Below are 14,369 nucleotides of genomic sequence, written 5' to 3'. Positions count from 1 at the left end.
GGGGGGGCGACCGAGGGTGACAGTGGTCGTGGCCGCGAGCCCCGCAGGACCGGACCCGTGGCCCGCCTACCGGGACCGGCGTCGGCGGGTCAGACCACCGGCGGATTGTCCGGATCCACCGGGGGGTTCTGCGTCTCGGTCGGCTCCGTCGGCGCGGTGCTCTGGGTCGGTGCGCCGGTGGGGGGCGGACTGGCGGGCGGCTCCGGGCTGGCGGTGGGGCCGGGCGGCTCCGGCTCCGCCGACCGGGTCGGCTGGGGGGACGGTGACACGGTGGCCGACGGCGAGGGGCTGGAGGTGGACCCGGCGGGCCGGAGCGGACGGTCAGGGCCGACGGGGCTCTCGGCCTCCGTCGGTGTGTCGACGCCGCCGGTCGGCTCGGCGGCCGGAGCGGTCTGCGACGGGACCTCGACCGCCGGCGCGTCGGTCTCGCCGACCGCATTGAGCGCCACGGCGAGCCCCGCGAGCGCCACCACCACCGCGGCGACGGCGCCGGCCAGGGTGCCGTGCCGCCTCCGCCGGGCGCCGGCCGCGACGACCGGGACGTCGGTGCGGGTGCCCGGGCCGCCGCTCCTCGGCACCGTGGCCCCGGCGGCGGGCACCAGGGCGGTCGGCGCGGACGGGTCGGACACGGCGGCGCGGGCGGCCTCGGCCATCGCCGCCCCGCTGCTGAACCGGTCGGCCGGATCCTTGGCCAGGGCACGGGAGACCAGGGCGCGGACCGCCTCCGGAACGTCGTGCGGCAGCTCCGGCGGCTCGTCGTCGAGATGGCGGACGGCGACCTGGAGCGGGTTGTCGCCGGTGAACGGCGGGCTGCCGCTGAGGCAGCAGTAGGTCACGGCGCCGAGGGCGTAGATGTCGGTGGCCCCGGACACCGGCCGGCCGGAGGCCTGTTCCGGTGCCATGTACAACGCGGTGCCCGGCACCGCGTTGGTGCTGGTGATGCTCGTGACGTCCGTCGACCTGGCCACGCCGAAGTCCACCAGCACGACGCTGCCGTCCTCCTGCACCAGCAGGTTGCTCGGCTTGACGTCGCGGTGCACGATCCCGCCGAGGTGCGCGGCGTGCAGCGCCTGCGCGACCTGCGCCACGATCGCCATGGTCGTGGCCACGTCGAGACGGCCGGCGGCCTCGATCCGCTTGGACAGCGGCTGGCCGGTCACGAACTCCATGACCAGGTAGTCGGCCCGGCCGCCGTCGGGCAGGTCGTCCTCGCCGCAGTCGAAGACCTGCACGATCCCGGGGTGGCGCAGGGCGGCCATGATCCTGGCCTCGGCACGGAAGCGGGCGATGAAGTCGGGGTCGGAGACCAGAGCCGGCAACAGGACCTTGACCGCGACCTGACGGCCGAGGACGAGGTCCTTGCCGCGCCAGACGTCGCCCATGCCGCCCGTGGCGACGCGCTCGTCCAGGCGGTAGCGACCGCTGAGTACGACCTCCGATGACAACACAGCACCACCGTACCCAGAGCGGCCGGCATCGGCGCGCCGCGAGGTGGCCCCCCGGGCCGCGTCCGCCGGCCGGCGGGGGCGCCACGCCCGGGCGTACGCGCGAAAAAGCGGTGACCGTCGGTGGGTGACGCGTGACGGCGGTCGCCCGGCGCCGCCGCACGCTGGGCGGATGTTTCCTCGTCCGCAGCCGTCGGGCGCGTGCAGCGTCCCGGCGCCCCGCGCCGTTACGGTTCCCCGCCACCTGATCGGCTAGATAATTCTCACTATTCTGCCGACCATGCTGACTTGCCCGGTGGGCCCGGCGCTCCTAGCGTTACCCCGACTCGGGGCCGCCCCGCGTGTGGCTGCGGCGCCCGTGCCGCCGGCCGTGCCGTCGCGGCGGGGGTCAGACGTACCGTCCGGGCCGGCGCGGTCGCCGGGCGTGATCGGGTCAGCGGGGGGCTGAGGGTGCGTGATCGGGTCCGGTTGCCGGGCCGTGCTCATCTCGCGTGCGCCCGTCGCGGCGTGCGCCGCCCGCGCGTGTCCGCGGCACGGAGACGGCGACCTCATGGCGGGTGAGCTGAACGAGGCCGTCGCGGCCGCGCAGGCCGGCGACGAGGAGGCCTTCCGGTTCCTCTACCGCAGCATCCAACCCGGCCTGCTGCGGTACCTGACCGTCCTGGTCGGCGCGGACGCCGAGGACGTCGCCTCGGAGACCTGGCTGCAGATCTCCCGTGACCTGCCCAGGTTCACCGGCGGGGAGTTCCGGGCCTGGACCGTCACCATCGCCCGCAACCGGGCGATGGACCACCTGCGCCGGCAGCGCCGCCGCCCCTCCCTGCCGGTGCCGGTGCAGGCGCTCGCCGAACTGGCCGGTGACCTCGACACCGCCGAGCGGGCCGGCGAGACGATCGGCACCGAGGCGGCGCTCGCGCTGATCGCCACCCTGCCGCCCCGCGAGGCCGAGGCCGTCCTGCTCCGCGCGGTCGTCGGGCTGGACGCCGAGACCGCCGGGCGGGTGCTGGGCCGCCGGCCCGGTGCGGTGCGCACCGCCGCCCACCGGGGGCTGCGCCGGCTCGCCGCCCAGCTGGAGCGCTTCGACCTGACCCGGTTGCCGGACGTCGCCGAGGTCGCCGCCCCGCCCCGCCCGCGCCCCGCCCGTCGGCAGGCGCAGCACGCCAAACCGGCGGACGGTTGACGTGAGGGGATTCAGGATGAGTTTCCGGCGGCCCGAGCGGCCCGCTGACCGTGCCGCGTCCGAACGGCTCCTGGACACGGCCCGCGCCGGCTGGCCCCGGACGGCGGGCACCGGCGACCCGGAGCCGCTCGCCAGGCTGCTCTCCGCCGCCGCCGCCCCCGCCCGTCCCGGCGAACTGGCCGGCGAGGAGGCCGCCGCGGCGGCCTTCCGGGCGGCCCGGGTGGACGGGCCCGCCGCCGCTCCCGCCCGGTCGCCGCACCGCAGCCGGTTCACCGCCGGCGCGGTGGCCTGGGGCACCGGGATCGCCGTCACCACGATCGCGGGGGCCGCCTTCGCGGCCGTCGCCCTGGACCGTCCCGCCGACCCGGCTCCGCCGCCGCGCCCGGCCACCCCGGTGCCGGCCACCACGGCCACGGATCGGGGCGGGACGACCGACGACGCGGATGACCGCCCTACCGGGATCCCGCGGGACCCCTCCGCCGTCGCCACCTCGGCCGCTGCCACCCGCGGTGCCACCGCCGGGGAGGTGCCGGGTACCCCGAAGCCGCGGACCGAGCACCTGCCCGGGCTCTGCCGGGCCTACCTGGCCAAGCCGCCGGGCCAGCGGGAGAGGGCACTGGACGCTCCCGGGTTCGCCGCACTGGTGACCGCGGCGGGCGGTGCGGAGCGGGTCACGCAGTACTGCCGGGAACTGGCTCCCGAGCCGGCGCCGAAGAAGCCGGCAGCGACCGACTGAGTCCCCTGCCCGTTCCGGCCGGCCCGCGAGAAATTCTCTGCTAGACAGGAGTGGGCGGGGCCGCCAGCGCCCTGCCGATGACGGTGGGTGGCGCTACGGTGGCACGGAGCGGAAGTCGGCCGGGGGAAGGGAGCCCGTCCTGTGGTGATGTCGCCGGAGCTGGACCGCACCACCGTCCTGAGGGAGTCCGCCGCAGCCGAGGGGCACCTCGCTCGCATCTGTTTCAAGACCGGCCCACCGACCCACACCGGCGTCGAACTCGAATGGACCGTGCACGACATCGCCGACCCCACCCGCCCGATCGACTGTGAGCGGCTCCGGGCGGCCCTGGGGCGACACAGCCCCGTCACCCTCGACCGCGCGAGCCCCGCCGCGCCGCTCCCACACGGTGGCACCGTGACGGTGGAGCCCGGTGGGCAGCTGGAGATCTCCACCGCGCCAAGTGCCTCGATCGCCGCTCTCATCCACGCCACCGACGGCGACGTCGCCGCGCTGAGCGGCCTGCTCCGCGCCGCGGGGCTGGTCCTCGGGAGCAGCGGCATCGACCCGCACCGGCCACCCCGCGCGGTGCTGGAAAGCCCGCGCTACCAGGCCATGCGAAAGGTCTTCGACCGCCGCGGCCCGGCCGGCCGGACGATGATGTACAGCACCGCCGGCCTCCAGGTCTGTCTCGACGCCGGGGAGCCGGAGCAGCTGTCGGCCCGCTGGGCGACGGTGCACGCCGTCGGGCCACCGCTGCTGGCCGCGTTCGCCACGGCCGACCGGCACGCCGGCCGGGCCACCGGCTGGGCGTCCGCGCGGATGGCCGCCTGGTACGGCATCGACCCGACCCGCACCCGTCCGGTGTGGACGCCGGAGGGGGCTGACGTCGACCCGGTCGCCGCCTGGACCGAGTACGTCCTGGCCGCGCCGTTGCTCTGCCTGCGCGACGACGGCCCTGACTGGACCCCGCCACCGGGGGTCACCTTCGCCGACTGGATCGACGGGGCGCTGCCGCGACCGCCCACCACCGACGACCTCGACTACCACGTGAGCACCCTCTTCCCGCCCGTGCGACCTCGGGGCTACCTGGAGTTGCGGTGGCTCGACACCCAGCCGGGGCGGGGGTGGGCGGTCCCGCTCGCGGTGCTGGCCGCCCTGTTCGCCGACTCCGGCACGGTGGGCGCGGCCCGCGCCGTCGCCGGGTCGGTGGCACACCGCTGGCACGCCGCGGCCCGGGACGGCCTGCGCGATCCGGCGCTGGCCGCCGCCGCGGCGGACCTGTTCGACCTGGCCCTCACGGCCCTGCCCCGGCTCGACCTGCCGGCGGCCCTGCACGACGACATCGACCGAGGCGTACGGCGGCGTCGGGCCGCCGTGGGGAGGAGGCACCGGTGACCGGAGCGACCACCCGGCGGGCGGGCACGGAGGAGCTGCGTGGCCGGATCGCGGCGGAGTTGGCGCGCACCCGGGCCCGTACGGCCCTGCTGACCGAGGCGGTCGACGAGACCGACCTGACGCGGCAGCACTCGCCGCTGATGTCCCCGCTGGTCTGGGACCTCGCCCACGTCGGCAACCAGGAGGAACTCTGGCTGGTCCGGGACGTGGGCGGGCGCGAGCCCGTCCGGCGGGACATCGACGACCTCTACGACGCGTTCAAGCAGCCCCGCGCGGACCGTCCGGCGCTGCCGCTGCTGCCCCCGGAGGAGGCCCGCGCCTACCTGCTCACCGTCCGGGACAAGGTGTTCGACCTGCTGGACCGGGTCGCGTTCACCGACCGGCCGCTGGTCGCCGACGGCTTCGCCTTCGGCATGATCGTGCAGCACGAGCAGCAGCACGACGAGACGATGCTCGCCACCCACCAGCTCCGCGCCGGCCCGCCGGTGCTGCACGCCCCGCCGCCGCCGGAGCCCCGCGCCCGGGTCGGCGGCGAGGTGCTGGTGCCGGCCGGCGAGTTCACGATGGGCACCGACACCGACCCGTGGGCGCTGGACAACGAGCGCCCCGCGCACCGGGTGCGGCTGCCGGCGTACGTCATCGACGCCGCGCCGGTGACCAACGGGCGCTTCCGCGAGTTCATCGCCGACGGCGGATACGACGACCCGCGCTGGTGGAGCCCGGCCGGGTGGCGGCACCGGCGGGAGGCGGAGCTGTCCGCGCCGATGCACTGGCGGCGCGACGGCGACGGCTGGGCCTACCAGCGGTTCGGGCGGTGGGCGCCGGTGCGCGACGACGAGCCGGTGGTGCACGTCTGCCACCACGAGGCCCAGGCGTACGCCACCTGGGCCGGCAAGCGGCTGCCGACCGAGGCGGAGTGGGAGAAGGCCGCCCGTTGGGACCCGGCCACCGGCCGCTCCCGCCGCTACCCGTGGGGCGACGACGACCCCACCGTCGAGCACGCCAACCTGGGCCAGCGGCACCTGTGGCCCGCCCCGGTGGGTGCCTATCCGGCGGGCGCCTCGCCCCTGGGCGTGCACCAGCTCGTCGGCGACGTGTGGGAGTGGACCTCCACCACCTTCCGGGGCCACCCCGGCTTCACCGCGTTCCCCTACCGGGAATACTCGGAGGTCTTCTTCGGCGACGACTACCAGGTGCTGCGGGGCGGGTCCTTCGGCACCGACCGGGCGGCCTGCCGGGGCACCTTCCGCAACTGGGACCTCCCGATCCGGCGGCAGATCTTCAGCGGCTTCCGCTGCGCCCGGGACGCCCGCCCGGAGGAGGCGCAGCCGTGAGGGCGCAGCCGCCACCCGGCCGGCCGGGCGTTGTCCTCCCGTGTCCGGGCCGATCCGCCGGGTCGGGCGGGGCCGGCTGATGTGCCGCCACCTGGCGTACCTGGGGCCCCCGGTCCCGCTGCGGGAGTTGCTGTTCGACCCGCCGTACTCCCTCGTGCGGCAGTCCTGGGCCCCTCGCGACATGCGCGGCGGCGGGACGATCAACGCCGACGGCTTCGGTGTCGGCTGGTACCCGGGCGACGGCGAGCCGGTCCGTTACCGCCGGTCCCAGCCGATCTGGAGCGACCCGACCATCGCGCAGTTGGCGGCGGTCACCTCGGCCGGCGCGGTGCTGGCCGCCGTCCGCTCCGCCACGGTGGGCATGGCGGTGCTCGACGGGGCCGCCGCCCCGTTCGCCGAGGGGCGGTGGCTGTTCAGCCACAACGGTGTGGTGCGGGGCTGGCCGGACTCGCTGGTCCCGATCGCCGGCACCCTGCCGGTACGCGACCTGCTCACCCTCGACGCGTCCACTGATTCGGCGCTGCTGTGGGCACTGGTCCGGCACCGGCTGCGGGCCGGGGTGAAACCGGCCCGCGCGGTCGCCGAGACCGTCACGGCGGTGGCCGCCGCCGCCCCCGGATCCCGGCTCAACCTGCTGCTCACCGATGGGCGCACGGTGGTGGCGAGCGTGGCCGGGCACGCGCTGTCGATCCGCGCGACGCCCGCCTCGGTCCTGCTGGCGTCCGAGCCGCACGACGACGAGCCCGGCTGGCAGGCGGTGCCGGACGGGCGACTGGTGGAGGCCACCGCGACGGGGGTGCGCGTTCGTGCCCTCGCCGAGTGCTGACCGCCGGCCGACAGGGCGTTACCGCCGACGACGAAGGGAAAGACATGAGCGCGGAGCCGCTGGAGATCTACCTTGAGGAGCGGGACCTGGGGCGCAGCCTGCGGGAGGACGTCCGCACCGGGCTGACCGCCGAGCCGAAGTGGCTGCCCCCCAAGTGGTTCTACGACGCCCGCGGCAGCGAGCTGTTCGAGGAGATCACCCGGCTTCCGGAGTACTACCCGACCCGGGCCGAGCGGGCGGTGCTGGCGGAGCGGGCAGCCGTGATCGCCGAGCTGACCAACGCGAAGACGCTTATCGAGCTGGGGTCGGGCTCGTCGGAGAAGACCCGGCTGCTGCTGGACGCGTTCACCCGCCGGGGCGGCCTGGGCACGTTCGTGCCGCTGGACGTGTCGGTCAGCGCGCTGTGCCAGTCCACCGCCGAGATCGCCGAGGACTACCCGGGGCTGCGGGTACGCGGCATCGTGGGGGACTTCACCCGCCACCTGGACCGCCTGCCGGCCGGTGGGCGCCGGCTGGTGCTCTTTCTCGGCGGCACCATCGGCAACCTCCTGCCGGCCGAGCGGGCACGGTTCCTCGCCGCGATGCGGGCCGCCCTGGAGCCGGGGGACTGGCTGCTGCTCGGCACCGACCTGGTCAAGGATCCGGCGGTCGTGGTGCCGGCGTACGACGACGCGGCCGGGGTCACGGCGGAGTTCAACCGCAACGTGCTGCGGGTGGTCAACCGCGAGTTGGGCGCCGACTTCGACCCGGCGGGGTTCGCCCACGTCGCGCTCTGGGACGCCGAGCACGAGTGGATCGAGATGCGGCTGCGGGCGCGGCGACCGATGCGGGTCCGGGTGCTCGACCTGGCGGTCAGCTTCGCCGAGGGGGAGGAGCTGCGGACGGAGGTGTCGGCGAAGTTCCGCCCGGCGGGGATCGCCGCCGAGCTGGGCGCGGCCCGCTTCGCCGCCCACGACTTCTGGACCGACCCGGACAATCTCTTCGGCGTCACCCTGGCCCGCGCCGAGTGACCACGGCGGCCCGCGCCGGTGAACAGGCGCGTGGCCCGGGGTGAGCATCTTCACCCACGACGCCCGGCCCGTCGGTGATCGGTTAGGCTGACGGCGCGAAGGGGAGTAGCCCCCAATGTCGTGGTCGACACACTGGTGCGTTCCGCATCCGGCCACGCGGCCTCGGTGTGCCGAGGCGGGCGAGACCTTCGACCCAGGCTGTCGCAGCCGGGTCGAGGGCGCCCCGTACCTCCTCCCGGCTTGATCCGGAAGGATGTCATGGAAGGTTTCCTCGTCGCGCTGGTCGTCAGCTTCGGCGTCATCTTCGTCGCCGAGCTGGGGGACAAGTCCCAGCTGATGGCCCTGACCTTCGCCACCCGGTTCCGGACCGTGCCGGTCCTGATCGGGATCACCGTGGCCACGGCGGTGGTGCACCTGGCATCGGTGGCGATCGGCTACGGCCTCGGCGCCGCGCTCCCGACGGAGTGGATCTCGCTCGTCGCCGGCCTGGCGTTCCTCGGTTTCGGCGCGTGGACGCTGCGCGGGGACACCCTCACCGAGGAGGAGAAGCGCAAGGCCGAGAAGAACAGCAAGTCGGCCATCGTCGCGGTGTCGATCGCGTTCTTCCTGGCCGAGCTGGGCGACAAGACGATGCTCGCCACCATCACCCTCGCCACCCAGTACGGCTGGTTCGGCACCTGGCTCGGCTCGACGATCGGCATGGTCGCGGCGGACGCGCTGGCCATCCTGGTCGGGCGGATGCTCGGCCGGAAGCTGCCGGAGAAGACCATCAAGTACGGTGCCGCCGCGCTGTTCGCGATCTGCGGGCTCTGGCTGATCCTGGAGGCCGTCACGCAGCTCACCTGACGTCGACCACCGGCGGGCCGGCGGGGCAGTGCCAGCGGGTGGGCGTCGAGGGGATCCTGCACCACGACTACCAGGCGCTGGTCACCGCGGTGGAGATCGCCGGGGCGGTGGTCATCTTCGTCGGGGCGGCGTGGGCGGCGCTGCGGTTCGTGGTCGAAGGGCTGCGGCACCGCAGCGCCGCCGTGTTCACCCCGATCCGGCTCTCCCTGGGGCGGTTCCCCACCCTGGGCCTGGAGTTCCAGCTCGCGGCGCACATCCTGCGTACCGCCGGCTCGCCGACCTTCGACCAGATCGGCCAACTGGCGGCCGTCGCCGCCATCCGGACCGCCCTGAACCACTTCCTCGGCCGGGAGATCCGCCAGGAGCAGCGGCAGGTCCGGGAGGCGGAGCCGGCACCGTGACGGTCCGGCGGCGCCGGCCGCCGCCGGATCAGTCGTTTCCGCGCTGGTAGACGTCGGGCACGCCGTCCTGATCGGCGTCGACCCGCTCCGCCTCGGCGATCCGCCGGTGGGCGGCGTTGCGCCGGACCAGCACGACCGTGGCGAGCAGCGCCGAGGTCAGCGAGCCCGTCAGCACGGCCGCCTTGACGTTGTCGTCGGCGGCACTGCCGGGGCCGAACGCGAGTTCGCCGATCAGCAGGGAGACGGTGAACCCGACCCCGGCGAGCAGTGCCACCCCGAGCAGGTCCGTCCAGGTGATGTCCTCGTCGAGCCGGGCCCGGGTGAACCGGGCCAGCAGGAACGTCGAGCCGAAGATCCCGATAGCCTTGCCGAGCACCAGGCCGGCGACGACGCCGACCACGATCGGGTCGGTGACGACCGCGCCCAGGTCGGCGCCCCGCAGCGACACCCCGGCCGCGAAGAACGCGAAGATCGGCACGGCGATCCCGGCCGACACCGGGCGCCAGCGGTGCTCCAGGTGCTCGGCGAGCCCGGGCGCGCCGTCGTGCTTGCCGCGCAGGACGGGCACGGTGAAGCCCAGCAGGACGCCCGCCACGGTGGCGTGCACCCCGGAGGCGTGCATGAGGGCCCACGCGGTGACCGCGAGCGGGATCAGCGCCCACCACCAGGTCCGGCGCCGCTGCACGAGCAGGCCGAACAGCGCGATCGGGGCCAGGGAGGCGAGCAGCGGCAGCGGGCTGAGGTGCTCGGTGTAGAAGATCGCGATGACGGTGATGGCGAGCAGGTCGTCGACCACCGCGAGGGTGAGCAGGAAGGCCCGCAGGCCCTGCGGCAGGTGGGAGCCGATGACGGCCAGCACGGCCAGGGCGAAGGCGATGTCGGTCGCGGTGGGAATGGCCCACCCCCGCAGCCCTTCGCCGCCAGCGGCGAGGTTGACCGCGACGTAGATCAGGGCCGGTGCCGCCATGCCGCCGACCGCCGCGACCACCGGCAGGACCGCCCGGCGCGGGTCGCGCAGCTCGCCCGCGACGAACTCCCGCTTGAGTTCCAGGCCGACCACGAAGAAGAAGACCGCCAGCAGGCCGTCGGCGGCCCAGGCGGCCAGGCTCAGGTCGAGGTGCAGGGCGGCGGCGCCGGGCCACGGCACCCACGCGCCGAGGGCCGCGTAGGAGGGTTCCCACGGGGAGTTCGCCCAGACCAGCGCGATCACCGCGCCGAACAGCAGCAGAGCGCCGCCGACGGTCTCGGTCCGCAGCACGTCGGCCAGGAACCGGGCCTCCGGCCAGGACGTACGCGAGAAGAGCCGGCGGGCCGGGCGGGGGCGGTCGGTGCGCGGGGCGCGGCGGGTCATCGGGTCCACCTCGGGGTCTGGGCAGCACAGGTCGACGCCGACCAGGCTTCCCGGCACACCGACTCCGACCCTATCCAGGACCGCGCCGTCCGGCGAGTCGGGGACCGCTGCGGGCGGGCACACCACTCGGGTCACTTTCCCCCGCCACCCCCGACGGCGTACCGCCGTTTGTTCGATGGTGGGTCGGATGCATATGTCAAGGGGGAAAGTGTATAACTCGGGACATAAGTCGCATGAGTCGCTTTAATGGTTTCACGAGATTTACGTCGACCTTGGGGGTTTTCGTGAAGTTCTTTGGCGTTACCGGCCTGGTACGGAGGCGCGCCTGATGGACCTGTACCGCCAACTCCGCCTCGTGCGTCGGCACTGGTGGATCGTGCTTCTCACCGTCATGGTCGCGCTCGGCGTCACCGCCCTCCTCACCGTCCGGGCCCAGCCCCGGTACGTCGCGTCGGTGACCTTCTTCGTCACCACGCCCAGCCAGGGCGTCACGGACGCCTACCAGGGCGGCCTCTTCCTCCAGCAGCGCGTGAAGTCGTACGCCGAGCTGTTGACCAGCGACCGCCTGGCGCAGAGCGTGGTCGCCGAGAACCCGGTCGGGCTCACCGCCGAGGAGGTGCAGGGCAAGGTCAGCACCTCCACCGAGACCGGCACGGTGCTGCTGCGCGCGTCGGTCACCGACACCGACCAGAACCGCGCGTTGAAGGTCAGCGAACTGCTCTCCGCGAAGTTCGTGGAGCTGGTGCAGAAGGTGGAGACGACCCAGGACGGCAAGGCCGGCCCGATCAAGATCGAGGTGGTCAGCGGGCCCCGGGTCAGCCCCACCCCCGTCTCACCGCAGCCGGTCCGCAACGTCGCGGTCGGGACGCTGCTGGGACTGCTCGCCGGCGTGGGCCTGGCGCTTCTGCGCGGGGTGGCCGACGTCCGCCTGCGCGACGCCGCCGGCCTCCAGCGCACCACCGGCAGTCCGTTGCTCGGCGAGATCCCCTTCGAGAGCACGGCGAAGTCGGCGCCCCTGATCGTCGGCGAGGCGGCGAACTCCGCCCGGGCCGAGGCGGTCCGCAAGCTCCGTACCAACCTGCGCTTCGTCGACGTGCACGAGCCCGCCCGGGTCATCGCCGTCACCAGCGCGCTACAGGGCGAGGGCAAGACCACGCTCTCCTGCAACCTGGCGATCGCCCTGGCCGAGGCCGGCTGGCGGGTGCTGCTGGTGGACGCCGACCTGCGCCGCCCGAAGGTCGACGACTACCTGGGCCTGGACGCCGGCATCGGGCTGACCGACGTGCTGGTCGGCGACGTCCAGGTGGGTGACGTGGTGCAGCGCTGGGGCGACAAGTCCCTGCTGGTGTTGCCGAGCGGCTCGGCGCCGCCCAACCCCAGCGAACTGCTCGGCTCCAAGGCGATGGCGGACCTGCTGCTCGCCCTGCGGGAGTCGGCCGACATCGTCATCATCGACACCGCCCCGCTGCTGGCGGTGACCGACGGCGTGGTGGTGGCCGTGCAGGCCGACGGCGCGCTGCTGGTCTCCCAGCAGGGGCGGACCTCCCGGGCCCAGGTGGCCCAGGCCTCCCGCGCCCTGCACTCGGTCTCCGTCCGGCTGCTCGGCTGCGTGCTCAACATGGCCAAGGTCGCCAAGGCGGAGGCGTACCAGTACGAGGCCTACCGGGTGGTCGCCGCCGCCGGGACCCTGGACGCGCCGGCCGAGCACGCCTCGGCCGCCCGGCACGCCGAGCGGATCGACGGCGTGGTCGGCGACCGCACGCAGGAACTCACCCGGCTGTCCCGATGAGCGCCGCGAGGGGTCGCATCGAGCGTTCGATCTCCTCCGCGCAGCGTCGGAAGTCGGCGGCGGTCCCCCCGATCGGATCCCGCAGGTCGTCCGCGTCTCCGGCGGCGGGTTGCAGCCGCCCCCGGGCGCGGGCGGCCGCCTCGACCGCGGCCCGCAGGGGGCCGTCGGCCGGATCCGTCGTCGGGTCGGCCGCCGCCGCGAGCCGGCCGAACTGGCGGATGGTGAACGTCCGGTGCAGCGCGGCGGGCGCCAGCGCGGTGCACACCGACCGCTGCCGGCGCGTCGCCGCCAGGACCAGTGTCGCCCCGACCAGGTACTCCGGGCGTAGCGCGCGGCTGCGGAACCCGGCGGGCACCCCGCCGGTCTCCGCCGCCAGCTCTGCCGCGTACGGGTGCATCGGCAGGCCCTCGACGGCGTCGGTGCCCGCGCTGCCGAGGGACACCGGTTGCCCGGCCAGCAGGCGGCGGGCGATGTATTCGGCCATCGGTGAGCGGCACAGGTTGGCGTGGCAGACGAACAACACCCGGTCGACCATGCGGACCCCTCTCGTCGGTGCGGTCGCGGGTGATCGCGCCGCGACGGTGTCCGGCCTCCGGTGGTGGCCGGACGTGGAGGGGATGCCGGCATCGTACGCGGGGTCGGCCGGTCGCCGGTACGGTGCCGCGCCGAGCCGTCGCACCTGGACGGGGGCAGGCCGGTGAGGATCGGGATCCTGGCGTACCACTTCCCGCCCGAGCCGGCGTTCATCCCGGGCAGCCTCGCCGAGGAACTCGCCGTGCGGGGGCACGAGGTGAAGGTGCTGACCGGTTTTCCCGACTACCCCGGCGGCCACGTCTACCCGGGCTGGCGGCAGCGCTGGCGACACGAGACCCGCAGCGAGCGGCTGACCGTCCGGCGGGTCCCGCGCTACTGCTCGGGTGACGGGTCGATCGGCGGCCGGATGGCGGGCTACCTGTCGTTCGCCGGCAGCGCGACGCTGACCGGCCGGTCGTTCCTGGCCGACGTCGACGCCCTCTACGTCCACCTGCCGCCGGCCAACGCCTTCGCCGCGGTGGGCCTGCTGCGGCTGCTGGGCCGGGTGCCGACCGTCGTGCACGTGCAGGACGTCTGGACGGAGGACGAGCCGGTCGGGGCCGAGAACGGGCGGTGGGCCGGGCGGATCGCCGCCGCGATGGCGCGTACGTGTCGGGCCGCCGCCGGGATCGCGGTCGCCGCGCCGTCGCTACGCGACCGGGTCGTCGCCGCCGGCGCCGACCCGGCCCGGGTGCGGGTGGTGCTCAACTGGACCGACGAGCGGATATTCCATCCCGCCCGGCCCAGCCCGGCGGCCCGCCGACTGGTCCGGCGCGACGACCGTTGCGTGGTGATGCACGCCGGGACCATCGGCGCCCGGCAGGGCCTGGAGACCGCGGTGCGGGCGGCGGCGGCGCTGGACCACACGATGGACCTCGTCCTGGTGGGCTCGGGCGCGGACGAGCGGCGGGTGCGGGGGCTCGCCGCCGAGTTGCGTGCCGAGAACGTGCGCTTCGTCCAGCGGCGGTCTCCGCTGGACATGCCGGACCTGTACGCCGCCGCCGACTACCAGCTCGTCATGCTGCGGAACCTGCCCGAGCTGCGCAGCACCCTGCCGGCGAAGCTCCAGGCCGCGTTCTCCTGCGCCGCACCGGTGGTGGCCTCCGCCGGCGGCGACACCGCCGACCTGGTGGAACGGGCCAGGGCGGGGCTCTCCTGCCCGCCGGAGGACTGGGCGAGCCTGGCCGACCGGTTCTGGCTGGCCGCCACCATCCCGCCGCCCGCCCGGGCCGAGATGGGTCGGCGCGGCCGGGAGGCGTACCTGCGGGAGATGTCGATGCCGGCGGGCGTGGACCGCATCGAACGGCTGCTGCACGAAGCGGCGGGGCGTGGCGTCGGCCGGTGAGGCGCGAGTGACCGTCGCGTACGGGGCGACGCCGTCATCTTTCGGCCAAAACGATCGTTAGCGGTTCGGGGACAGTGAGGTTTCGGCTCCGCTGTCCGTTTTTCAGGAAGGGCGTGTGGTGTGACGGAGAGCGCGAGGTCTCGTCGGCGGCGGGTT

At 74.8% G+C, this 14,369-nt stretch carries 13 protein-coding genes; 10 read left to right on the top strand and 3 right to left on the bottom strand.

Annotated elements, in window-relative coordinates; genetic code table 11:
* Positions 1–89: 89 nt before the first annotated feature.
* The gene (locus tag ABZ809_RS14810; RefSeq protein ID WP_357562995.1) at positions 90–1,448 is read right to left on the bottom strand and encodes a protein kinase; all 1,359 of its coding nucleotides are present in this window, start codon (positions 1,446–1,448) and stop codon (positions 90–92) included.
* A 547-nt stretch (positions 1,449–1,995) separates the two neighbouring features.
* Between ABZ809_RS14810 and ABZ809_RS14805 the strand changes: the two genes are divergently transcribed.
* The 8 genes from ABZ809_RS14805 (at position 1,996) to ABZ809_RS14770 (ending at position 9,155) form a co-directional block, all read left to right on the top strand.
* A complete protein-coding gene (locus ABZ809_RS14805; protein ID WP_357562994.1) occupies positions 1,996–2,625 on the top strand; it encodes an RNA polymerase sigma factor in 630 nt (209 codons plus the stop codon).
* Positions 2,626–2,641: 16 nt separating this feature from the next.
* Positions 2,642–3,361, top strand: coding sequence for a hypothetical protein (locus tag ABZ809_RS14800; RefSeq protein WP_357562993.1), 720 nt, complete (start codon positions 2,642–2,644; stop codon positions 3,359–3,361).
* A gap of 141 nt (positions 3,362–3,502) precedes the next feature.
* Positions 3,503–4,738 (top strand): ergothioneine biosynthesis glutamate--cysteine ligase EgtA, encoded by a 1,236-nt coding sequence (egtA, locus tag ABZ809_RS14795; RefSeq protein ID WP_357562992.1) that lies wholly within the window; start codon positions 3,503–3,505, stop codon positions 4,736–4,738.
* A complete protein-coding gene (egtB, locus tag ABZ809_RS14790; RefSeq protein WP_357562990.1) occupies positions 4,735–6,072 on the top strand; it encodes an ergothioneine biosynthesis protein EgtB in 1,338 nt (445 codons plus the stop codon). Before egtA ends, egtB begins: the two co-directional genes overlap by 4 nt.
* Positions 6,073–6,151: 79 nt before the next feature.
* On the top strand, positions 6,152–6,898 hold the full coding sequence (egtC, locus tag ABZ809_RS14785) for an ergothioneine biosynthesis protein EgtC (RefSeq protein WP_357563046.1): 747 nt from the start codon (positions 6,152–6,154) through the stop codon (positions 6,896–6,898).
* A gap of 44 nt (positions 6,899–6,942) precedes the next feature.
* Positions 6,943–7,908, top strand: coding sequence for an L-histidine N(alpha)-methyltransferase (egtD, locus tag ABZ809_RS14780; RefSeq protein WP_357562989.1), 966 nt, complete (start codon positions 6,943–6,945; stop codon positions 7,906–7,908).
* Between the two features lie 258 nt (positions 7,909–8,166).
* The gene (locus tag ABZ809_RS14775) at positions 8,167–8,754 is read left to right on the top strand and encodes a TMEM165/GDT1 family protein (protein WP_357562988.1); all 588 of its coding nucleotides are present in this window, start codon (positions 8,167–8,169) and stop codon (positions 8,752–8,754) included.
* A gap of 38 nt (positions 8,755–8,792) precedes the next feature.
* Positions 8,793–9,155: a DUF1622 domain-containing protein gene (locus ABZ809_RS14770; RefSeq protein WP_357562987.1), complete on the top strand. Its 363-nt coding sequence runs from the start codon at positions 8,793–8,795 to the stop codon at positions 9,153–9,155.
* A 28-nt stretch (positions 9,156–9,183) separates the two neighbouring features.
* Here ABZ809_RS14770 and nhaA read toward each other — a convergent pair whose 3' ends face one another.
* Complete coding sequence (gene nhaA / locus ABZ809_RS14765) at positions 9,184–10,506, bottom strand: Na+/H+ antiporter NhaA (RefSeq protein WP_357562986.1); 1,323 nt, start codon at positions 10,504–10,506, stop codon at positions 9,184–9,186.
* Positions 10,507–10,834: 328 nt separating this feature from the next.
* On the opposite strand from nhaA, the gene ABZ809_RS14760 reads away from it, so the two are divergent.
* Positions 10,835–12,295 (top strand): polysaccharide biosynthesis tyrosine autokinase, encoded by a 1,461-nt coding sequence (locus ABZ809_RS14760; RefSeq protein ID WP_357562985.1) that lies wholly within the window; start codon positions 10,835–10,837, stop codon positions 12,293–12,295.
* Here ABZ809_RS14760 and ABZ809_RS14755 read toward each other — a convergent pair.
* Entirely contained in the window at positions 12,276–12,830 is a 555-nt protein-coding gene (locus tag ABZ809_RS14755) for a low molecular weight phosphatase family protein (protein ID WP_357562984.1), read from the bottom strand. The two genes, ABZ809_RS14760 and ABZ809_RS14755, sit on opposite strands and share 20 nt — an antisense overlap.
* A gap of 162 nt (positions 12,831–12,992) precedes the next feature.
* Here ABZ809_RS14755 and ABZ809_RS14750 point away from each other — a divergent pair, with 162 nt between their 5' ends.
* A complete protein-coding gene (locus ABZ809_RS14750) occupies positions 12,993–14,213 on the top strand; it encodes a glycosyltransferase family 4 protein (protein WP_357562983.1) in 1,221 nt (406 codons plus the stop codon).
* The last annotated feature ends 156 nt before the right edge of the window (positions 14,214–14,369 follow it).

It is taken from the genome of Micromonospora sp. NPDC047074 (genome assembly GCF_040643815.1).
Taxonomy (GTDB): Bacteria; Actinomycetota; Actinomycetes; order Mycobacteriales; family Micromonosporaceae; genus Micromonospora.
This window is presented reverse-complemented; position numbering and strand designations above follow the sequence as displayed.